The organism is Roseibium sp. JB4-4, assembly GCF_055693425.1.
On record NZ_CM146333.1, the window covers coordinates 774,064 to 794,574 of the forward strand.

At 52.5% G+C, this 20,511-nt stretch carries 17 protein-coding genes; 7 read left to right on the forward strand and 10 right to left on the reverse strand.

The features are described 5' to 3' along the window. Positions 1 to 90: 90 nt before the first annotated feature. On the reverse strand, positions 91 to 339 hold the full coding sequence (locus tag ACZ1HV_RS03560) for a hypothetical protein (protein WP_298820822.1): 249 nt from the start codon (positions 337 to 339) through the stop codon (positions 91 to 93). A 299-nt stretch (positions 340 to 638) separates the two neighbouring features. On the opposite strand from ACZ1HV_RS03560, the gene ACZ1HV_RS03565 reads away from it, so the two are divergent. Continuing rightward, entirely contained in the window at positions 639 to 2,477 is a 1,839-nt protein-coding gene (locus tag ACZ1HV_RS03565) for a PHA/PHB synthase family protein (protein ID WP_472717335.1), read from the forward strand. A 28-nt stretch (positions 2,478 to 2,505) separates the two neighbouring features. Here the strand turns inward: ACZ1HV_RS03565 and ACZ1HV_RS03570 are convergent, their stop codons facing one another. Continuing rightward, positions 2,506 to 4,830, reverse strand: a complete 2,325-nt coding sequence (locus ACZ1HV_RS03570) for a sensor domain-containing protein (protein WP_472717336.1) — start codon at positions 4,828 to 4,830, stop codon at positions 2,506 to 2,508. A gap of 314 nt (positions 4,831 to 5,144) precedes the next feature. Here ACZ1HV_RS03570 and ACZ1HV_RS03575 point away from each other — a divergent pair, with 314 nt between their 5' ends. Next, a complete protein-coding gene (locus ACZ1HV_RS03575) occupies positions 5,145 to 5,741 on the forward strand; it encodes a DUF6653 family protein (RefSeq protein ID WP_472717337.1) in 597 nt (198 codons plus the stop codon). 38 nt (positions 5,742 to 5,779) lie between these two features. Here ACZ1HV_RS03575 and speB read toward each other — a convergent pair whose 3' ends face one another. Beyond that, positions 5,780 to 6,742, reverse strand: coding sequence for an agmatinase (gene speB / locus ACZ1HV_RS03580; protein ID WP_472717338.1), 963 nt, complete (start codon positions 6,740 to 6,742; stop codon positions 5,780 to 5,782). Positions 6,743 to 7,132: 390 nt separating this feature from the next. Here speB and ACZ1HV_RS03585 point away from each other — a divergent pair, with 390 nt between their 5' ends. Together ACZ1HV_RS03585 and guaD are read left to right on the forward strand one after the other, a co-directional pair. Continuing rightward, the gene (locus ACZ1HV_RS03585; protein WP_472717339.1) at positions 7,133 to 8,068 is read left to right on the forward strand and encodes a hypothetical protein; all 936 of its coding nucleotides are present in this window, start codon (positions 7,133 to 7,135) and stop codon (positions 8,066 to 8,068) included. 153 nt (positions 8,069 to 8,221) lie between these two features. Continuing rightward, a complete protein-coding gene (gene guaD / locus ACZ1HV_RS03590; RefSeq protein WP_472717340.1) occupies positions 8,222 to 9,526 on the forward strand; it encodes a guanine deaminase in 1,305 nt (434 codons plus the stop codon). A 23-nt stretch (positions 9,527 to 9,549) separates the two neighbouring features. Here the strand turns inward: guaD and ACZ1HV_RS03595 are convergent, their stop codons facing one another. Then, the gene (locus ACZ1HV_RS03595) at positions 9,550 to 10,791 is read right to left on the reverse strand and encodes an MFS transporter (protein ID WP_472717341.1); all 1,242 of its coding nucleotides are present in this window, start codon (positions 10,789 to 10,791) and stop codon (positions 9,550 to 9,552) included. Positions 10,792 to 10,860: 69 nt separating this feature from the next. Between ACZ1HV_RS03595 and ACZ1HV_RS03600 the strand changes: the two genes are divergently transcribed. Continuing rightward, positions 10,861 to 11,313: a helix-turn-helix domain-containing protein gene (locus ACZ1HV_RS03600; RefSeq protein WP_298820841.1), complete on the forward strand. Its 453-nt coding sequence runs from the start codon at positions 10,861 to 10,863 to the stop codon at positions 11,311 to 11,313. On the opposite strand, the gene ACZ1HV_RS03605 is transcribed toward ACZ1HV_RS03600, so the two are convergent. The 3 genes from ACZ1HV_RS03605 to rplM all read right to left on the reverse strand — a co-directional run bounded on the left by ACZ1HV_RS03605 (position 11,302) and on the right by rplM (position 13,839). Then, on the reverse strand, positions 11,302 to 12,699 hold the full coding sequence (locus ACZ1HV_RS03605; RefSeq protein ID WP_298965242.1) for an MATE family efflux transporter: 1,398 nt from the start codon (positions 12,697 to 12,699) through the stop codon (positions 11,302 to 11,304). The two genes, ACZ1HV_RS03600 and ACZ1HV_RS03605, sit on opposite strands and share 12 nt — an antisense overlap. Positions 12,700 to 12,892: 193 nt before the next feature. After that, a complete protein-coding gene (gene rpsI / locus ACZ1HV_RS03610) occupies positions 12,893 to 13,369 on the reverse strand; it encodes a 30S ribosomal protein S9 (protein ID WP_298820845.1) in 477 nt (158 codons plus the stop codon). 2 nt (positions 13,370 to 13,371) lie between these two features. Continuing rightward, the gene (gene rplM, locus ACZ1HV_RS03615; protein WP_298820847.1) at positions 13,372 to 13,839 is read right to left on the reverse strand and encodes a 50S ribosomal protein L13; all 468 of its coding nucleotides are present in this window, start codon (positions 13,837 to 13,839) and stop codon (positions 13,372 to 13,374) included. A gap of 313 nt (positions 13,840 to 14,152) precedes the next feature. On the opposite strand from rplM, the gene ACZ1HV_RS03620 reads away from it, so the two are divergent. Then, positions 14,153 to 15,364: a GGDEF domain-containing protein gene (locus ACZ1HV_RS03620; protein ID WP_298965245.1), complete on the forward strand. Its 1,212-nt coding sequence runs from the start codon at positions 14,153 to 14,155 to the stop codon at positions 15,362 to 15,364. 20 nt (positions 15,365 to 15,384) lie between these two features. On the opposite strand, the gene ACZ1HV_RS03625 is transcribed toward ACZ1HV_RS03620, so the two are convergent. The 3 genes from ACZ1HV_RS03625 to bmt form a co-directional block, all read right to left on the reverse strand. After that, entirely contained in the window at positions 15,385 to 15,810 is a 426-nt protein-coding gene (locus ACZ1HV_RS03625; RefSeq protein ID WP_298820851.1) for a PaaI family thioesterase, read from the reverse strand. A gap of 166 nt (positions 15,811 to 15,976) precedes the next feature. Then, positions 15,977 to 17,320 (reverse strand): ferredoxin reductase family protein, encoded by a 1,344-nt coding sequence (locus ACZ1HV_RS03630; RefSeq protein ID WP_298820853.1) that lies wholly within the window; start codon positions 17,318 to 17,320, stop codon positions 15,977 to 15,979. Positions 17,321 to 17,482: 162 nt separating this feature from the next. Next, complete coding sequence (bmt, locus tag ACZ1HV_RS03635; protein WP_472717342.1) at positions 17,483 to 18,511, reverse strand: betaine--homocysteine S-methyltransferase; 1,029 nt, start codon at positions 18,509 to 18,511, stop codon at positions 17,483 to 17,485. 241 nt (positions 18,512 to 18,752) lie between these two features. Between bmt and ACZ1HV_RS03640 the strand changes: the two genes are divergently transcribed. After that, the gene (locus ACZ1HV_RS03640) at positions 18,753 to 20,291 is read left to right on the forward strand and encodes a trimethylamine methyltransferase family protein (RefSeq protein ID WP_472717343.1); all 1,539 of its coding nucleotides are present in this window, start codon (positions 18,753 to 18,755) and stop codon (positions 20,289 to 20,291) included. Positions 20,292 to 20,511: the final 220 nt, after the last annotated feature.

Sequence of the window (20,511 nt, forward strand, 5' to 3'; positions counted from 1 at the left end):
ATGCGTGAAAGAAACTCGCTTGCACTTTCGGCCGAGAAACGTCCTTTCGTGACGTGATCAAGGCAAATGCAACACCGCAGATGTGCGGTCTCATTCGCCTGCAAGCGATTCCAGATAAGCTTCCGTCTGCTTTCGATCTTCGGGATTGATCAATCCTCTTGGCTCACCTGCATTGACAATGGCGCCATAGCCTTTGGGGGCGGGTACATTGGTATTCCGCGGACCGGGATCGGTTTTAAGCGCGTCAACCAATGGCGTTCCGGGCCCGACTGCGCATGAGGCAAGCGCCAGCAGCAACGTCAATGCCAGTACGTTTGCGCATCTGTTTCGCATTTTCACCTAGCCCTTTCCGGGTGTGCGCTCCGCCGAACATGCGGCCGTCGCAATGTCCGATTAATTGATCCTGCTTTCAGGCGATTCCACAAGAGAAGGCAACCGTTTTCAGTCTGAATGTGATTTCAATGGCTCATCCAGGCCAGTGAGCCTGACAACAACTGCTGTTTGGTCCCCGCTTTTATCCAATCGACGGAAACACACCCTTGTGTCATAGATACCTGATAGTTCAAAATACCAGCAAGATTATAACAAGATAACGCATTTGAGCGCGCGCGGTCTCGAGAGCCAGGATTGGAGACCGGATGAGGCGCGAAAAACCGGAGGAACCTCTGCCAATGGCTGACGATCGCCAGCACCCGATGTTGCAATACATAATCAACAATCCTGAAGCTTTTGCCCAAAATCTGGCAAAAACACTGGAACAGGCCGGCAAAGCTCTCGCCGCCTATATCGAGCCTCGGGAACAGGGCAAGATTAAAAACGAGTCGACCGATGAGTTGACTGGTGTCGTCAAAACTTTGGCCCAGGTGGGCGAATACTGGACATCCGATCCGCAGCGCGCATTCGAGGCGCAATCGCGCCTCTGGAGCGGTTACATCGACCTCTGGAATTCATCGCTGAAGAGGATGATGGGAGAAGCCTCGGAACCGGCAGTCGAAACACCGCCGCGAGATAAGCGTTTTGCCGATCCTGATTGGGAAAACAATCAGTTTTTCGATTTCATCAAGCAGCTCTATCTGATCACGAGCAAATGGGCCGAGGACATGGTCCATGACGCCCATGGGCTTGATGAACACACGCGCCACAAGGCAGAATTCTACGTTACCCAAATCGCAAACGCCGTTTCGCCGTCAAACTTCGTCTTGACCAATCCCGAGTTGCTGCGCCTGACAATGGAGAGCAACGGCGAAAACCTGGTCAAAGGCATGCAGCACCTGGTTGAGGACCTGAAGACCGGTGAAGGCGAACTGAAGATCAGGCAAACAGACCCCTCGAAATTCAAACTCGGTGATAATCTGGGCAACACGCCCGGCAAAGTGATTTCCCAAAATGACGTCTGTCAGGTCGTTCAGTACACGCCGACCACAACCGAGGTCCTCAAGCGCCCTCTCCTGATTGTTCCGCCCTGGATCAACAAGTTCTATATCCTCGATCTCAATCCCGAAAAATCCTTCATCAAATGGGCTGTCGACCAGGGACATACGGTGTTTGTGATTTCCTGGGTGAACCCTGACGAGCGTCAGGCTCAGAAGAGTTTTGAGCACTATATGAAGGAAGGCATTCTCAACACGCTCGACGTCATCAAGAAAGCCACACGCCAATCGGAAGTAAACTCAATCGGATATTGTGTTGGCGGAACGTTGCTGGCCGTCACACTCGCCTATATGGCCCGTACCGGCGATAATCGCATCAAGACCTCGACTTTTTTCACGACCCAGGTCGATTTCACCTTTGCCGGTGATCTGAAAGTTTTTGTCGACGAAGAACAGATTTCCATTTTGGAAAAGCGCATGGAGGAACACGGGTATCTGGACGGCTCCAAAATGTCCTCGGCCTTCAACATGCTGCGGTCAAATGACCTTATCTGGTCCTATGTGGTCAATAACTATCTGAAGGGAAAAGAGCCATTCCCGTTTGACCTGCTCTACTGGAATTCAGATTCCACCCGTATGCCGGCTGCCAATCATTCGTTCTACCTGCGCAATTGCTATCTCGACAACAAACTCTCCAAGGGCGAAATGGAAATTGCCGGAGAGACGTTGGATCTGCAGGATGTCAAGATCCCAATTTTCAATCTGGCAACGCGAGAAGATCACATCGCCCCTCCCAAGTCCGTCTTTGTGGGGTCTGGGTGTTTCGGCGGACCAGTTGAATACGTCCTTGCCGGGTCAGGGCATATTGCCGGGGTGGTCAATCCGCCCGCCAAGAAGAAGTACCAGTATTGGACCGGAAGAGAACCCCGGGGCACGCTTGAAAACTGGCTGAAAAAAGCCAAGGAACATCCTGGCTCCTGGTGGCCCTACTGGGATCAATGGATCCGCTCAAACGATGATACTTTGGCAAAGGCACGCAAACCAGGTGCCAATCGCACCAAGATCCTGGAAGAAGCGCCGGGTTCCTATGTGATGACAAAGGTTTAGGACCTTAACAAACGCCCAAATCTGTTACTCATCGACCCGAACGGGCATCGAGCGAAACTAAGGTCATCGACAGCAGTTTGCCGAATTTGTCCGCACTCATCGGACGGCCGAAATGGTACCCTTGGACGATTTCACACCGGCAGCTTGCGAGAAACGCCTGCTGCTTTGCCGTCTCCACGCCCTCGGCAACCACGCAAAGCCCCAGCTCCCGCCCGAGCGAAATAATCGCGCGTGCAATACTGCGGTCGCTTTCATCGAAGTCGAGATCCCGGATGAAACTCTGATCGATTTTGAGCCTCGTCAGCGGGAATTTCTTCAATGATGCCAGACTGGAATAGCCTGTGCCAAAATCGTCAATAGCCAGGTTCAATCCGATGTGCCGAAAACTCTCCATCAACTGCACAGCCTGCTCGGCATTCTGAATCAACAGGCTTTCGGTCAATTCGAGTTCCAGAAACTGTGCTGGCAGGCCAGTATCTGCAAGAACTGCCGAGACATCTGAGATGAGACCCGTCTCCCGGAATTGCCTTGCGGATACGTTAACGCCGACAGAGATAGGTGCGAGGCCCTTGTCCTGCCATTCCTTGTTCTGGCGGCAAGCTTCATGCATTACCCACCGGCCGAGCGGCACGATCAGACCACTGTCCTCTGCAAGAGTAATGAACTCTGCCGGCATTAAGCGGCCCAGCGCGGTATGCTGCCAACGAACGAGAGCTTCGGCGCCAACGATACGTCCGCTTTCCAGATTGTATTGCGGCTGGTACTCGAGGAAAAATTCACCGTTTTCAATTCCGGTGCGCATCTCTTCAAGCAAGGTCAAACGGTTCAGCGACTTTTCTGGACGTGTCTGTTCAAATACCTTGAAACCATCCCGCCCCGACGACTTGGCCTCAAACATAGCCTTGTCTGCGTTCCGCAACAGTTCGGCGGCATCTGCAGCGTCCTCAGGATAGCAAGCAGCCCCGATGCTGCAGGTGATATGGAAGGAAAGATCTCCAATACGAATTGTTTTGATGATCTCATCACGCAATCGGCCCATGAAACTGGCCAGTTCACCCTTTTGCGCTGCATCGCGATCCAAAATCAAAACGAACTCGTCGCCGCCGAAACGGATGGCTTCATGCTCGTGACCGTGCAAAGACATGATACGCTCGGCGACAATCATCAGCACCTGATCGCCAATGGCGTGTCCGAAACTGTCATTTACGATCTTAAAATTATCCAGGTCGACAAAAACAACTGCAACTGGACCGCCGGTTTCGTGGCAGGTAGCAATTTTCTGTTCAAGCTTGGCCTTGAATTCATGCCGGTTGGGAAGGCCTGTCAGAACATCATGATTTGCAAGATAGCGAATCCGGCTTTCGGCCTTGTCCCTTTCAACGGCGATGGAAGCCAGGCGCGCAGCTTCCCGTGCCAGGTTCTGTTCATAGTCACTGGGTGCCCGCACCTCATTTGAATAGAGGCCGAATGTACCGAGGAGCTTCGTGTCCTGCCCGAAAAATGGCATCGACCAGCAGGAACGCATATCAAACTGTGACACGATCTCGATGAAGTCTTCCCACAGGGGATCGTTCAATATGTCTTTAACAATAACGCACTCTTGTCGAAAAGCCGCTGTCCCGCACGAACCGGCCTTTGGCCCGATAGGAACACCATTGGCAGCTTCGAGGTAAGCCTTTGGCAAAGAAGGTCCAGCACTGCTGAGCAAGTGTTGACCACTCTCGTCAAGCAGCATCACCGACCCCACGATCCCTTCGGTCTGACTTTCTATTGCCAAGACCAGAGTATCCAGCACATCGCTCAACGGCGCTCCGGTCGCTATTTTTTGAAGGACTTGATTTTGACCTTGCTGCAATAGTTCTGCATTTTTGCGCGCAGTAATGTCTCGGCAAATACCGACAATGCCGACGGTTGCCCCTTCCCCGTCGATCACGGGAAACTTGGAAGACGAAAACCACTTTCGTCTGCCGTTCGGTAGGATGAGGAGTTCTTCGAAATCGTATTTCGCCTCTTGAGACGACATGATTTCATCTTCGGCAGAAAGAAAGGCATTGCCTATGGATTGGGAATGGAGATCCAGATCCGTTTTACCAATCAGGTCCGAACTGGCCTCGCAACCGATGTCGAGAGCGATCTGACGGTTAGCCATGACAAAACGGCTGTGGCGGTCCTTTACGAAAATATAGTCGGCCACCCGGTTAACGAGCGTAGTCAGCCAGGCCCCATTTGGCCGGAGCTCATCGTTTCTGCCGAGATGGCTGATCTTGTTGAGCCGGGCAAGCTCGGTTGCCAATGAGACGAGATCATCTGCATTCGCAACGTTCTCGACATGCTTGCTCTCAGGCAAGTCCATTCATTCACCCTGCCGGTTGCATCTGAACTGCAATCGATATTCGCTTAGCCGGAACTAAAAAACAATGAATACGAAACAAAACACAGCTTTACCCCCGTAAAACTGACAGTTATTTTGATAAATATATACCTGTTCTAGAAACGTTTAGGTTCCACGACTGCAAAACTAAAGTTACTGTTATTTTTTACAATATATTTCCTTTGAATACCCTGAAAACTCGGAACTCCTCCTGGTCAATTTTGAAGCGGATGTTATTTGCCTATCATGTCATATCCCGGCTATGATCACGCCAGCGGGACCAGCAAGTACCAGAGATGCAAACCACACAACGTCCAAGCCTTTCTATTGCCAATGAGCACATGACGCGCACACCGGTGCAGCCAACGCTGCAACTGCGTGCTCATGGAGCCATGGCAAGGCCGGCTTCTGCAATGGTCACCTATATCAAAATCGTTGCACCTTGTGCGCTCACCGCAGCCTTGTGGACGCATGTGTGGCTCGGCTCTTTTGGGTCTATTTTGATCGCGGTCGCGGTAATGGCAGGGTTTCTGGCTCTTTCACGTCTGTTCATTGCGACCGAAAAGCGCAGTGGGTGGGCACGCAGGGTCAGCTTTGGAGAAAGGGTCTGGCTCAACCGAATGGTGGTTCCAATCCCACAAAATCTGAATTTCAGGATCACCACCCTTTACCTCGTGTTTTGGACCGGAACACTTGTGGCGATGACAGGCGGCTTCACAGCGTCCCTACTGCTCGCGCTTTCAGGCCTTACGATCGCCTATGCCACACAGTTTGTTTGTTTCCGCAAGTTGATCCATCTTCACAGCATCATGCAGGACAAAACCGCCCTTTACCGGTTCTGGTCTATCGAAGCAGTGAACGACAATTCCAGGTCCGGACTGCAAAGCGCCTGAGATAGTCTCAGGGTCTCTAATCCGGTCATGACGGTTAATCAGGTTTCTTTGGCCTTCCGCTCTGCCAGGAGCCCGATATAGGTCAAGGCAACACTCGCACCTGCAATTGAGGTGATATCCGCATGGTCATACGCCGGTGCAACCTCCACCACATCGCCCCCAACAAAATTCAGTGTTCCGAGCTCACGTAAGATGGACAAAGCCTCTCGTGAGGAAAGTCCACCAGACACCGGTGTCCCCGTACCAGGTGCAAAAGCCGGATCCAGGCAGTCGATATCGAACGTCATGTATGCTGTTCCTCCCCCGACCCGATCCTTGATCCTCTCAACGACACCCTTGATACCCAGATCATCCATCTCGTGACCGTAGACAATCTCCAGGCCGCAAGTCTCGGGGGCGTGGGTACGTATACCAACTTGAATGGAACGCTCCGGATCAATCAGGCCTTCCCGCACCGCACGTCCTGTAAAGGTGCCATGATCAATTCGGTCGCCTTCGTCTGACCAGGTGTCCTGATGCGCATCGAATTGAACGAGTGCAAGCGGTCCGTGCTTTGCCACATGCGCTTTCAAAAGCGAATAGGTGACAAAATGATCGCCTCCGATAGAAAACAGATGCGTGTTGCTCGATAGAATCTCGGACGCCTGTGCCTGGATATGCCCCGGAATGTCTGCATTTTTTCCATAGTCGAAAACGCAGTCGCCATAGTCTACGCAGGCGAGGTTTTCAAAGGGGTCCATTTGAAAAGGGTATTGAGGGTCGCCATCAAAAATTGCGGAGGCCCGGCGAACGCCCTGCGGGCCGAAACGCGCTCCGGGTCTGTTCGAAACCGAAGCATCAAAAGGAATGCCCCATACCGCCAGATCGACATCAGACAAATCCCTGCTGTATCGACGCCGCATGAACGACAGCGCACCGGCATAAGTCGGTTCGTGCGAGCCTCCTTTGACGTTCTTTCCCAAGAATGCGTTGTCGGTCGGGCGAGGCAAATCCGATGTCATGTCTTTATCCTGGGGCGTCGAGCGCGCTTTTGGAGGTGAGCCAGATCGTATTTCTGTCATAACCGTCTGATTGCGCATAGGATAAAATCGGTCGGTTCGAACTTCGGAATTTCACAGGCAGCGACAGCCTTTCGTCAAACCCGTTTACTGCATCTCCCATTTGTGGGGACATTCCATAGGTCTGCGAATTTCAGTGCCTAAAATGCGAATGGCCCTGATGAGGTAACCGACGACGCAAGCCAAATGATCCTCGCTCTCATCACGGCCAAGACTGGAGACCACTACACTTCCATCATCAACTTAAAGATGAGCATCGCATCCAAGTGTCTTCTGGATTGAAGTAACTCACACTTTACGCTACGTTATTTTTAGTATTTTTGGAGGCGCAGGATGTCTGATACTCAGGAAACCTCGGCGCAAGCACCGGTCAAGGGAAAGAAGAAGTCCAATCAGGAAAGTCGTTCCGGGTCGGTAAGTCCGGTCACAATGATGACCGTCTATCTGTGTGCTGCGATCGGAGGAACCATCACGGCCATTGCCGATATCGTACAGAAGGAACAAGCTTCAGCGGTTCTCAAGATGACTTCCGTTTCGGCCCGTCATCTCGATCTGGCAGTTCCCCCGCTCTATGTCTTTGCAATTGTTGTCGTTCTTGGCGTTTTGCTGTGCTTCGTTTTCCAGCCAAACAACCGAAGGGCAGGATTTGCCGTTGGGGCCGGCGTCATTGCCTCGATCATGACTGTTACGCCTTATCAACCTCTCAAATCGGGCTTGCCCACGACACCCGACAGCAGTCAAGAGAACAGTCTCATTTTGCCCTCCGGCAATGCCATCCAATTGGCCTCTTCGGATGTTGGAGGACTAATGATCGCAATGGAAATTGTCGACCTTGCGATTGTTCCTGTTAAGAACGATCTGGCGATCCCGGTTGAGGTCAAAGTCTCGTTTTTCGATCGCAACACCCGCCGACCCTACGAACAGATGCAGGCTATTGCCGCGGGGAAAACAGCGATATTCGAGTTTTCTGCGAAGGCTTCGCAGGGTCAAATCAATGGAGAGTTTTTCATCCAAGTCGGCGGAGAGCGATCAAGCTACGTAGGCGTGAATGGCAGCGGCCCCTTCCGATCAAACACTCTGTTGCTGACAAAGGCCGTCCCGTCATTTGCGCAATCTCAGATCAACAAAGAAGCGCTCAACTCATATTCGACGACGACAACGCGTGCTCCACGCACTGCGAGCGACAGCGAAGTACGCCAAATATACAACAAGCCGACAGGTTTTTTTAACAGCCTGCAGCAAAAGTTGCTGACACCAAAAAAGTGGTGACATTGCCAACCGCCTGACCACACAGATGTTGGGCTGTTCGCGCTGATCTCAGTGATCGCCTTCAGTTATCGTTGTTCCAGTTCGGCCACACGACTAAACTCGTGTGTTGGCGAATCCATTTCCAATCCTTATCGGGACAAGGCCCTCATTTATTTGGCTGATCAAAGCATCAAAATCCTGCGCGGCAGGCTGCTCACTTTCCAGGCGTCTCCTCAGGGAGCGGACGACAGCAACTCCTATTCTTATGAACCGGATGGTGCGTTGCTGATTTCGGACGGCAAAATCCTGGAACGCGGCACGTACTCGGAAGTTTTCTCAAATGCACCGGACGATACGCAAGTTGTGGATCACCGGCCGCACCTGATTATCCCTGGGTTCATCGACACGCATATCCACTTTCCTCAAGCTCAGGTAATCGCCTCCTGGGCGGATCAGCTTCTCGACTGGCTCAACGACTACACGTTTCCAGCGGAAATTCGCTTTGCGAACAAGGACCATGGCACGCGGATCGCCGGCGAGTTCTACAACGCGCTCCTTGCCAACGGCACGACGACAGCCGTTGCCTATTGCTCCAGTCATCCAAATTCGGTCGATGCCTATTTCGAGGAGGCAGAAGCACGCGGCATGCTAATGCTTGGCGGTAAGACCATGATGGACCGGAATGCGCCACCCGAACTGTGTGATACGGCGCAAAGCTCTTATGACGACAGCAAAGCCCTTCTTTCAAAGTGGCATGGACGCGGCAGAGCTCATTACGTCATCACTCCTCGATTTGCCATCACCTCTACATCGGAACAGCTGGAAGCAGCCGGAACACTTTTGAAAGAACACCCTGAGTGCCATTTACAGACGCATATCAACGAGAACCACAATGAAATTGCCTATACGCAGGAGCTCTATCCAGATGCGGCTCATTATCTCGGCGTCTATGAGAGCTTTGGACTGCTCGGCTCCAAAACACTGCTCGGCCACTGCATCCACATGACAGGTCACGAACTCCAGGTGATGCGGGAAACCAGATCGATTGCGGTCTTTTGTCCAACCTCAAACCTTTTTCTGGGTAGCGGCCTTTTTGACAAGTCAGGTATGGAAAGTGCTGGCATCAGGACGGCAATCGCAACCGATGTCGGTGGCGGTACGAACTATTCAATGCTTCGGACACTGGACGAGGGCTACAAAGTTCTGCAACTTCAACGCCAACGCATGCATCCGCTCACCAGTTTCTATTGGATGACACTGGGAAATGCCGAAGCTCTTTCTCTGTCCGACAAGATCGGAACACTGGAACCAGGAACGGATGCAGACGTCGTGGTGTTGAATGCCCATGCTACTCCTCCGATGGCTTTGCGCATGGAAACCGTCGAAACACTTTCAGAAGAACTGTTCGTGCTGCAGACTTTGGGCGATGATCGCTCCATTGTTGAGACATACGTCTCCGGGTCGCCATCTAAGACATGAGGTCAGCCGGTCTGTCATCCGACCTATTGCCGGTCTGGCTGGGGCCGCAAAGATATCCGAAGCGCGATTGCCTGAAATACAAGGGTGCAAAGAGCTGTGAAAGCAAATGCAAAGAGCGCTATCGACGACAATAAGAAGACCTGTCCGAACCCGAACCCTTGAAGCAGCGGTGTCAGTAACAAAGGTGATATGACTTGGCCCAAGAACATAGCAGTCGTAACCATTCCTGAAACTCTGCCACGCTTGCTTTGGGGCGCAACATTTAATGCGACCAGAAAGAGAGCCGGTTGTACCAGCGCGTAGCCTGCGCCAATCTGCACAGCTCCACCCAGAACTGTTGGCCAGCTTGCATCCAGGGAAAGTGTCGCAAATCCTGTGCCCATGAGAGCAAAGCCGATTGAAAATGTTGCGCACAGCCCCATGACACCGCTAATACGCTTGAACACGACGGCCACACAGCCGCCTGTCAACGTCAGTGCGCCTAAACCATAAGCCGTACCAGATGCTCCATCCAATCCGTTCTCAGTTAGAAAGAATGGCAGCTGACTTGGCATCAAAAAGAAAAGCATCACTGTTGCCATTGTGAGTACCGACAAGGCTGATGCACGCAAGAACCAATTTCCTTCAGTCGTTGCATTTTGACCTTCGACCGGCAGTTCCCGATTAGCCGCATCCAGTCTTTCCCGATGCAGCAAAGGCAACAGAAGCGGCAAGAGCAAAAACGGCAAAGCGTAGATCAAGAATGGCCAGCGAGGCGAATAACCTGCCAGGAAACCAGCGAACCCAATATACAAGAAACCGCTGAAATTAATGGCCGCTGTTTGCAAGCCCATGAATGCGCTGCGGCGATTGCCTTCAAAAAGATCGCCAACCAGGGCAATTTGAGCCGTCATGGTCAAGGCAACGGCAACCCCAAGAATAAGTCGGCTGACCAGAACGGACGTCAGATCGGGCAGATAAGCGCCCGCACTGCCGCTCAACGCAAACAGCACGACACCTGCAACCAGAATGGGTGCACGACCAAACCGGTCCGCGACCACCCCGGCAATTGGTGCAATCAGAACCACCGTTAGTGATGGTGCTGCCACAAGAAAGCGCGTGAGATAGGCGGCCTGGGCATTGTCGGAAAATATATCCTCAAGTCCGGGCAATGCTGGACTGATGGTCGCGTTTGCCATGATTTTGAGGGTCGCTACCAAAAGCAAAGCGATCGTGGTTCTTTGTAACCAGAGAGGAGGAAGTGAGGTTTGCGCATTCGTGGGCACGTTCGTTGTCCTTGAACTTCTATCGGAATTGCGCAACCCTACAAGCTCAAGTCGACTTGAGGTCAAGAGATGAAATTATTGGATATTTCTGAAATATCGAAGTCTACGGGCATCGCTGCGTCTGCCCTTCGCCACTATGAAGACAAAGGCCTGATCACCTCCATCGGGCGCAGAGGCATGAAGCGTCTTTTCACGCCGGAAGTCATTGATCAGCTTGCACTGATCAACCTTGGCAAAGCCGGCGGATTTTCACTCGACGAGATAAAAGCAATGTTTGGCCCGGATGGCCGCCCTGCGCTTTCCCGTCAAAAACTTCACGTGCGCGTGGATGAACTGGACCGGCAGATCCAGCGACTGAGCTCATTGCGCGACATGATCCGTCACGTCGCCGAGTGCCCTGCCCCGTCCCATATGGAGTGCCCCAATTTTCAGAAGCTGCTGCGTATCAGCAGCAAAAAGTCACATGGAACGTCACCTATGACACCAGCCTGGTCACGCTCCAAGTCATCTTCACCTTCGTGAAAAGAACAATACAACTTGCCGGGCCTGGCGTTGAAACAGTCCTGGACCGCTGACTTCCTCCTGTCGGATTTCCACGTTGCGGATCACATGGCGCACAAGGATCAATGAGGCTATCCCGAAGACGATCCCTCCAGCGGCCTGACCGATCAACACACCGGGTGCCCCGAAAAGAGCGCCCCCGATCCAAACGAACGGGATTGTTCCAAGCGTGTGCCTGCCCCAGTTCATCCAGGTGGAGTAAAAAGGCTTGCCAAGGTTGTTAAAAAACGCGTTGGACACAAAGAGCGCTCCGTTGAAAAAGAACGCGAGCGCGAGCGGACCACAAAACAAATAGATCAATGTGAGTGCCAAACCGCTGGCGTCAAACAAATGGGCAATCGGACCGCGCAGAAAATAGAGCGCAAGAGCTGCCGTCCCGACAACGATAGCGGTAAACAACAGCGATTCTCTCAGAGCACCACGAACCCGGTCATACTTCGCAGCACCGTAGTTCTGACCGACAATCGGCCCGATTGCCCCGGATAAGGCAAATATTGTCGCAAAGGCAAGCGGTGACATGCGGGCCACCACGGCCATGCCGGCAACGGCCTCCTCCCCGAATTCGGCCATGGATCGGGTAACCCAGGCTTGTCCAACGGGTGTCGCGAGTTGAGTTAGGATGGCTGGAAAGGCGATCGCTGAAATGGGAGGAAGATCGATTAGCAGCTTTTTCGGATTGGGCAGGCTCAATCCGCCGTGGTAGCGGATTATCGGTGCAACCGCGAAAAAGGCAATTGCAACGCGAGATGCCGCACTTGCAAGTGCGGCGCCGGTCAATTCGAGATCCAATCCGAAAATCAAAATAGGATCTAGAACGGCGTTGACCAGGCCGCCGGCAATCGTCGACATCATCGCTCTTTTGGCATCGCCATGGGCTCGCAAGATTGCGCCGCCCGCCATGCCCAGAAGAAGCAAGGGCAATGTGGGCACAATGATCGCAAGGTAATGAACGGCAAGCTCGTGAGTTTGTTCACGTGCGCCGATAAGCGACACGAGTTCGTCCAACAAAAACCAGACAGCGACAGCAAACACGCTGCAGAAGATTACGCCAACCGTCAAAGCGTTGGCCGCCTGTTGACGTGCCTGCTCTCTGTCTCCGGCTCCCAGTGCCCTGGCAACGAGCGCACCAGCGGCAATGGCGACGCCTATGTTGAACGATGTGGTGAAAAAGAGAATAGCCCCGGCATACCCGACTGCGGCCGCCAATTCGGCTTTGCCAAGCATTGAGATGAAAATCATGTCGACAAAATCGACCGCAAAAATCGCCATGAGGCCGACCGAAGAGGTCAAAGACATCACCGTGATGTGGCGGAATAAGCTTCCGGTGAGAAATTTGGCCTGGTTCATGACGCCTTAGGACGGTTCGGTCGCAAAACCCGATGGGTGTCGGATGTCATTTGCCAAATACAAGGTCGATCCGAATTGCCCATTAAACAGGAAAAGACAAAAGGGCCTAAGCCCAAAGTCGCAGAAACAAAAAAGCCTGCCGGAGGAAGCCGGCAGGCTTTGAAGATATTTGGTGCAACAGTCTTTTGAGCGATTAACGCTTGGAGAACTGGAACGACCGGCGCGCTTTGCGCTTACCGAACTTCTTACGTTCAACAACACGGCTGTCACGCGTAAGGAAGCCGTTTTTCTTCAAAACACCGCGAAGTTCCGGCTCGTAATGGGTCAAGGCCTTGGACAGACCATGACGCACAGCACCAGCCTGACCGGAAAGTCCACCGCCAGTAACAGTCGCGATGACGTCATACTGGCCGGCACGGTCCGTCAACATGACCGGCTGCTGAAGGATCATCTGAAGAACAGGGCGAGCAAAATACTCAGTGTAGTCCTTCTTGTTGATCACGATCTTGCCAGTACCTGGCTTGATCCAGACGCGCGCGATTGCGTCTTTACGCTTGCCGGTCGCATATGCACGGCCTTGTGCGTCCAATTTCTGAACATGGACCGGTGCTTCAGGGGCTGCGGTTTCGACCGCGCCGCCCAATTCTTCCAGGGATTGCAGCTCAGCCATCGTTAAGCCCTCTTGCCGTCATTCTTTGCATTAAGGCCCTTAACGTCGACGAGTTCCGGCGACTGAGCTTCGTGCGGGTGGTTCGGACCAGCATAAACCTTGAGGTTCTTCAGCTGCTTGTTGGACAAAGGACCGCCTGGCATCATGCGCTGGACAGCTTTTTCCAGAACGCGCTCAGGGAAACGGCCTTCCAGGATCGCACGAGCTGTACGTTCCTTGATGCCACCCGGGTGGCCAGTGTGCCAGTAGTATTTCTTGTTGTCGTACTTACGGCCTGTGAGCACCACCTTGTCAGCATTGATGACGATGATGTTGTCACCGGTGTCAATGTGAGGTGTAAAGGTCGGCAGATGCTTGCCGCGCAGGTGGTTGGCGATGTAGGCAGCCAAACGGCCGACGACCATGCCTTCTGCGTCAATCAAGATCCACTTTTTCTCGACCTCAGCCGGCTTGGCAGAGTAGGTCTTCATGGGTTTGATCCATAATTGGTCGGTTAAAGAAAAGGTCCGCGCGACTTAAGAGAAAGCCTGCGAACGGACCTTGAATTCGTTCGAGTGCGCTTATACGCCGACAGACTATTACCGTCAATTACAAAAAATGAACATTCTTTGAATTTTTCTCATATTTTTCAATAACTTAGAAAAACGGTATTATAATACCACAAAATTCATGTTTCAAATCGTAGGCCCCTTCTTCGCGATAATTCGACAAAGGCTGAGCGGTTTTACTCGCGCTTAAGCGTTGCCCCCTAAGGTATTTCCGCAAATGACCGGAGGCGATATCATGGGTTTGGCCGGCCTGATCAGGGAAAACCGTAAGCCGATCCTATTCGCGTTGTCGGGCACGATTGCCGTTGTGGTGCTTGTGGCAGCAGCACTTGACGAACTTATTGACTGGCAAGTCCAGGTTGCCATTCGCAAGAACGCTGAAGTGCGTGCACTCAACTGGGCCGAAAACTTCTTCGCAACGACGCCGAGTTCGCGCCGGATGGTCGAAAAGGGAGTTGCCACACCTTCCGAACTCGACCGACTGGAAAGTTCGTTTGCCTTGGTCGACGTTATCCGTTTTGAGATGTTCAATCGGGAGGGTGTGCGAACACTTCTTTCCGACAAGGGTGTCCTGGAACCCTCGACTGCCGTAAATGCCACCGCAGTCCGTGTGTATGAAAGCGGTCTTCCGCTCGTTTTTGTTCACGAAAAAGAAGACCATGAAACAGAAACCTCGCAGCTTGAAACTTATGTTGAGGTCTACCTACCCGCTGTCCTTCCTTCAGGTGAGGCCATAGGCGCGATTGAGGTCTATGTAGACGTGACGAAATTCGAAGATGAGTTGGAAGAGGTTTTTCAACAAATCAGCGGATATCTCATTCTGGGGACATTGCTCATCGGCTTGTTCCCAGCAGCTGCCTATATCCGAACAACACGCCAAATCATGCGAAAGGACAAGCAGCTGCTTGAACTGACTCGTTACGACAAGCTAACGGGCATCTATAACAGAGACACTGTTTCGACATATCTGGCACGGTTTTTCGCATCGCCGGAGGCAGGTGGAAATCTTGGCATTCTTTTTGTGGACGTCGACTATTTCAAACAAGTGAACGATCAGTATGGTCATGCAGCGGGAGACAAACTGCTTCAACACATAGCTTCCGTCCTGAATGACTGCATCAGAACGGAAACCGATTTGATAGGTCGCTATGGGGGCGATGAATTTGTAATTCTGATGCCAGATGTTTCCAGGGGCCTGTTTCGAGAACGGTGTTCGCTTATTCTGGAGGCATCGCAAGCGCCCTACAGGCACAAAGACATTGAATTCGTTCCGAGCCTGAGCGTTGGAGCATATCTTACGAACACCCGGGACACGGAAAAGTCGGCACTGCACAAGGCCGACCTCGCTGTTTATGCTGCCAAACGCTCGGGCCGAGGTCAGGTGGTCGAATACACGCCCAAATTGGAGGGACTGTTTGACCAGGAAAGTTCAAGGCAATCCGCGTGACATCCAAATACTCAGATGAATCATCTCGGTGGTATTGAATAGGTCGCCGTTGCATGTGCAACCGGCGCTTCTTCACCCTCACCTGCGATCGTGCACTCCACAACAGCCAACCTCTTGCCGAGCTTCAAGAGACGGCAAGTGCCCAGAAGATCTCCCCGGTTCGGTTTGCGGAGAAAATTGATATTTAGATTGGTTGTCACCGCGAGAGCCTCAGGGCCAATATGTGCAAGTATGACCACGTAAGCTGCTAAGTCGGCCAGCGACATCATTGATGGACCGGATACCGTTCCCCCTGGCCTCAAGTGCATTTCGTTTGCACTCAATCGCACAACTGCCACACCAGATGAAACACCGTCGATCGAGTACACCCGGCCACCTGCATGTATCTGCGGGAACTCCTTGTCCAGCAAAGCCATTACGTCCACAGCTGTCATGACCGGCTTCATCTGCACCTCATATCTCATTCAAAATTGTGGAAAAATTCTCCATCATTTACGTAAACGTCAATAAGCGCGAAATGCAAGCGGCGATTTGGCGACAAGAGCTGTGAAAGACTATCAAACGCTTCGTGGGTGGCGACAATGTCCCAGTGAGACGAGCCGAAGGAATTGACTATTCTGCCGGACTTGCCTGTTTGGGTCTGCGCTTTTCATACGCCTGAGCTCCATAGTTCCAAAGCCAGATCGCCAATCGTTTCAAGCCAACACCTGTTCGCATCTCAAATTCTTCAAAATGAAATCGACCGACAGGTAGCCCTTCCAAAACCAATTTTCTCTTCAAGCCCTTGCGCATCTCAACAGGCCCACAAAAGAAAACATGTGCTTGCGAGAGCCGTCCACTGAGATCGTCGACGATACGTTCTGCTGAAAGACGAACGCCTTCGTTTGAGTTGATAATGATGAGTTCGAGATTGTCAGCCTTCATTGCAATCTCTTCCAACTCGCGCGCATAGGGAATATCGCCACGCTCTCGCACGCAGTAATAGAGTTTCACGTGGCCGCTCTCTCGAGTTTTCACGCTTTCCGTGAATGCAAGAAATGGTGTGATCCCAACCCCAGCCCCAATCCAAACCTGGGGACCACTTCCCTTTGGCATGGTAAAGTGACCGTAGGGGCCCGTAATTCTGGCGGACATTCCAACCTTTAGCTCTCTACGAAGGCGCCGTGAGTAGTCCCCAAGTTCCTTGATTGAAAACCGCAATGCTCGATCTTGGGTCTGCGCCGCACTCAATGTGAAAGGATGTTCTTCGGAAAGACCAACTGCGTTAACTGAAAGAAATGCAAACTGCCCGGGTTCATGTCTCAGGCCCTGCCCCTGAGGGTGAAGGATTACTTCCGTCAAATCGCCGAGATGCCTGACGGATGCAACTTTATAAGCATGCCCTAGCCTTGCTACAGGGCGGAGAACCGCCATCCAGAGGTAACTCAATATGCCGATGAGGCAAAAGCTGGAAACATAGAGACCAAGCGGCTCCAGATTTGAAAATGGTTTTTCGATAAAGAAAAAATGAAACGCCCCGAAAAAGAAGAAAATTCCAATCAGCCTGTGGCTCCATTTCCAAAGATGGTATGGAATGAAGGTGATCACGGAAGCAATGGTCAATATGAGTAAGCCGTAGAGACCGACCTCCCCGATGTCTTCCGCGATTCCTGACAAAGGCCCTCCTCGCAGTCCATCGATTTCTGCGTCAATGATGTCGTGCAGGCCGAGACACACCATCGCGGTGATACCTAACCACTTGTGCAAGACGTAAACTCGATCAAGTGGCCCGAAAACGAATTCCAGCCCCGGCATACGGGTGGCGATGAACTGGTTAATTCCCATCAGAATGAGTGCGGTGGATCCGAGGTATTGACTGAAAATCGCAATCGGATCGCTGGATAAAAGCAATGGCCAGTACCAAAGAAGCGGTAAAGTCGATGCGATGAAAACGAGGATGAAACCAATCAAGCGCACTTTTAGATTTCCATTTGTGGCCACAACGTCGATGCGGTCGTCCGAGCTTTGGATTCGTTAGGGTTTCACTTTGAAGATCGCAATAGGAGTGAAGGGCTGGCAGACAAAAAAGGCGCTCATTGAGCGCCTTTTAGAACCAAAGTTTATGATGTAGATCGAGTCTCAACCACGGCGCCGTCCTCTGCGGCGGCCGGCTCCTGCAGCCTCACCTTCTGCACGCGCCGCATCTGCTTTCTTATTCGGCGGAGAAACCAGCGGACCAATCTCGGAAATCATTGTTTCAAGCGTTGGACGTGGCCCGGCCTTATGATTGTCCAATGCACTTCTCATGGCTGCAAGATGACTTGGCGACGTTCCGCAACAGCCCCCAATTATGCGCGCTCCGACATCCATCGCCATGTGAGCATACTTCGCCATCAATTCGGGTGTGCCAGTATAGACGACTTCGTCGCCTTGAATTTGCGGTATGCCGCAATTGGCCTTGGCGACAACAATCGCATCAGGATACGCCTCAGTAATTTCCATGATGGCCGCCAGTAGGTCCGACGCTCCGACACCGCAGTTGGAACCGATCGCGACCGGTGTACACGCAAACTGGGTTTGCAACTCACCAAGGCTTGCAGGAGCAAGGCCCATCATGGTCTTGCCAGCAGTATCAAAACTTGCGGTTATCACAAGTGGCAGATCAAACTCGCTCGCTGCTTCAGCAGCCGCCTTCATCTCCTCTACAGCTGACATTGTTTCTACCCAGAGAACATCTGCACCGCCGTCCTTCAGACCCTCGATCTGTTCCCTGAATGCCTCGACGCCTTCTTGGTAGCTCAAGGCGCCAAGAGGTTGAAACAGCTCGCCAGTGGGGCCAATGGAACCGGCGATGAGGATTTCACGATCGGTCTCCTCGGCGACCTCGCGTGCCAGCTGTACACCAATACTGTTGAGTTCGTTCACGCGATCCTGAGCCGCATGTAGCTTGAGACGGTGACGGTTGCATCCAAACGTGTTCGTCAGGATGATATCAGCACCAGCGTCAACGAAGGACCTGTGCAAGGCCTTGATCTTTTCTGGCTCGTCCGTATTCCAAAGCTCTGGCGCATCACCTGAGACAAGCCCCATGTCAAACAGATTGGTACCGATGGCTCCATCGGCAAGAAGCGCTCCGCGTCGGGACAAAAGGCTTTCCAGCTTGGACATTCAGCTGTCTTTCTTTTCAAATTTTTCGGGAAGGTCCGCAAGCTCTCTGTCAGCAAAGCAGGCCTTGCATTGCGATCGCTGTTTTCCCTTTTGAACCAAGAATGTCAATGGACAAACTGGTGAAAGCACAGCAACAAAGCTACATGACGCATTTACGGCATTGTGCGACGCATCTGATGCCCGGTTATAAATGCGCCTGATTGAGACTACGCCAACTAAAATTTGTACTGGGAGACACGAAATGTCTGACGCCGCCCCATCTGGCCGACGCGGTAGGAATGCTCGTAGAGAAAGGCGCCAAGCCGGCCCCGGCGCAATAGCTGTTCCATTTATCTCACGAAACATTCCCAACTATGAAGTCCTGACCGATGAAGGGGCCGCCCGGATTGAGGCGAACACAGACAGGATTCTTGCTGAGATCGGACTGGAGTTCCGAGAGGATCCCGAAGTTCTCGAAATCTGGAGATCCGCCGGCGCTGAGGTCGACGGCGAACGCGTTCGTTTTCCGAAAGGTATGTTGCGTGAAATCCTCAAATCAGCACCCTCGCAATTCACCCAGCACGCGCGCAATCCTGCCCGAAATGTTGAAATCGGCGGCAATAACCTTGTTTTTGCGCCGGTTTATGGCCCCCCATTTGTAACTGATCTCGACCAGGGCCGCCGCTACGGTACCATTGAAGATTTCAGGAATTTCGTGAAGCTTGCCTATATGTCGCCTTGGCTGCACCACTCCGGCGGCACCGTTTGTGAGCCTGTCGACCTACCGGTCAACAAACGCCACTTCGATATGGTGTATGCACACATCAAGTATTCCGACAAACCCTTTATGGGCTCTGTAACGGCTCCTGAACGTGCGGAAGACTCGGTGAAGATGGCGCAAATCGTGTTCGGCGAAGACTTCGTCGACCAGAAATGTGTCATGATCCAGCTTATCAACGCGAACTCGCCGCTTGTCTACGATGCCACAATGCTTGGAGCGCTTAAAGTCTACGCCCGGCACAATCAGGCATGCATCGTTTCACCGTTCATTCTGGCGGGCGCCATGAGCCCGGTCACCGTTGCCGGTACACTCGCTCAAGTTTTGGCCGAAGCAATGGCCGGTTGCTCTCTGACACAACTTGTGCGGCCTGGCGCCCCCGTTGTCTTCGGAGCCTTTGTCAGCTCCATATCCATGCAGTCCGGAGCCCCAACATTCGGCAGCCCGGAAGGGTCATTGCTGCTCAACGGAGCTGCGAAACTGGCCAGAAGGCTCAATCTTCCCTTCCGTTCGGGAGGATCATTTACCGCGTCGAAGAGCCCTGACGCACAGTCCGCGCAAGAATCTGCGCAAACAATCCTTGCGACCGTTCAGTCAGGTGTGAACTTCGCTCTCCATTCCGCAGGTTGGCTGGAAGGCGGTCTTTGCTCTTCTTACGAGAAATTTGTCATGGATGCCGATCAGCTTGGCATGATGCACGTGCTCGCAAAGGGCATAGATATCTCCGATGAGAGCCTGGCAATGGATGCCTTGGAAGAAGTTGGACCCGGGGGCCATTTCCTAGGCGCCTCGCACACGCAGCGCAATTTCGAGAGCGCTTTCTATCGCTCAGCGATCGCCGACAACAACTCATATGAGCAATGGCTCGCAGACGGCGAACTGGATGCTGCAATGCGTGCGAATTCGCGATGGAAGGAACAGTTAAGGGCCTATTCGGGACCTGATCTTGACCCTGGCATCGACGATGCCTTGTTGGATTTCATGGCCAAACGTAAGGCATCTTTTCCCGACAGCAACGTTTGAACGACCTTTCGCCATCGACATTGGGCGCCCTGCAGATAGCAGGGCGTCTTTTTTTGAGCAATTTCATAGTGCTTGCTGCGAAAAACTGATGCACGTTAGCAATAACTGAAGGAAGACCAGCGGATTTTTTGCATAAAGTCTTCCAGAAGTTTCCAGCTTGAGTTAAAGGTTCCCAATCATTGCGGGTTTCTGACGCTGGAAACGCTCAGAAGCATGCGAT

Bases quoted from the DNA above. Each gene is read 5' to 3' on its own strand.
- ACZ1HV_RS03575 (WP_472717337.1), top strand. From the start codon at position 5,145: ATGCAAACCACACAACGTCCAAGCCTTTCTATTGCCAATGAGCACATG.
- ACZ1HV_RS03585 (WP_472717339.1), top strand. From the start codon at position 7,133: ATGTCTGATACTCAGGAAACCTCGGCGCAAGCACCGGTCAAGGGAAAG.
- ACZ1HV_RS03640 (WP_472717343.1), top strand. From the start codon at position 18,753: ATGTCTGACGCCGCCCCATCTGGCCGACGCGGTAGGAATGCTCGTAGA.
- ACZ1HV_RS03620 (WP_298965245.1), top strand. From the start codon at position 14,153: ATGGGTTTGGCCGGCCTGATCAGGGAAAACCGTAAGCCGATCCTATTC.
- ACZ1HV_RS03565 (WP_472717335.1), top strand. From the start codon at position 639: ATGAGGCGCGAAAAACCGGAGGAACCTCTGCCAATGGCTGACGATCGC.
- rpsI (WP_298820845.1), bottom strand. From the start codon at position 13,369: ATGGCTGAGCTGCAATCCCTGGAAGAATTGGGCGGCGCGGTCGAAACC.
- rplM (WP_298820847.1), bottom strand. From the start codon at position 13,839: ATGAAGACCTACTCTGCCAAGCCGGCTGAGGTCGAGAAAAAGTGGATC.
- ACZ1HV_RS03600 (WP_298820841.1), top strand. From the start codon at position 10,861: ATGAAATTATTGGATATTTCTGAAATATCGAAGTCTACGGGCATCGCT.
- ACZ1HV_RS03570 (WP_472717336.1), bottom strand. From the start codon at position 4,830: ATGGACTTGCCTGAGAGCAAGCATGTCGAGAACGTTGCGAATGCAGAT.
- bmt (WP_472717342.1), bottom strand. From the start codon at position 18,511: ATGTCCAAGCTGGAAAGCCTTTTGTCCCGACGCGGAGCGCTTCTTGCC.
- ACZ1HV_RS03605 (WP_298965242.1), bottom strand. From the start codon at position 12,699: ATGAACCAGGCCAAATTTCTCACCGGAAGCTTATTCCGCCACATCACG.
- ACZ1HV_RS03625 (WP_298820851.1), bottom strand. From the start codon at position 15,810: ATGAAGCCGGTCATGACAGCTGTGGACGTAATGGCTTTGCTGGACAAG.
- speB (WP_472717338.1), bottom strand. From the start codon at position 6,742: ATGACATCGGATTTGCCTCGCCCGACCGACAACGCATTCTTGGGAAAG.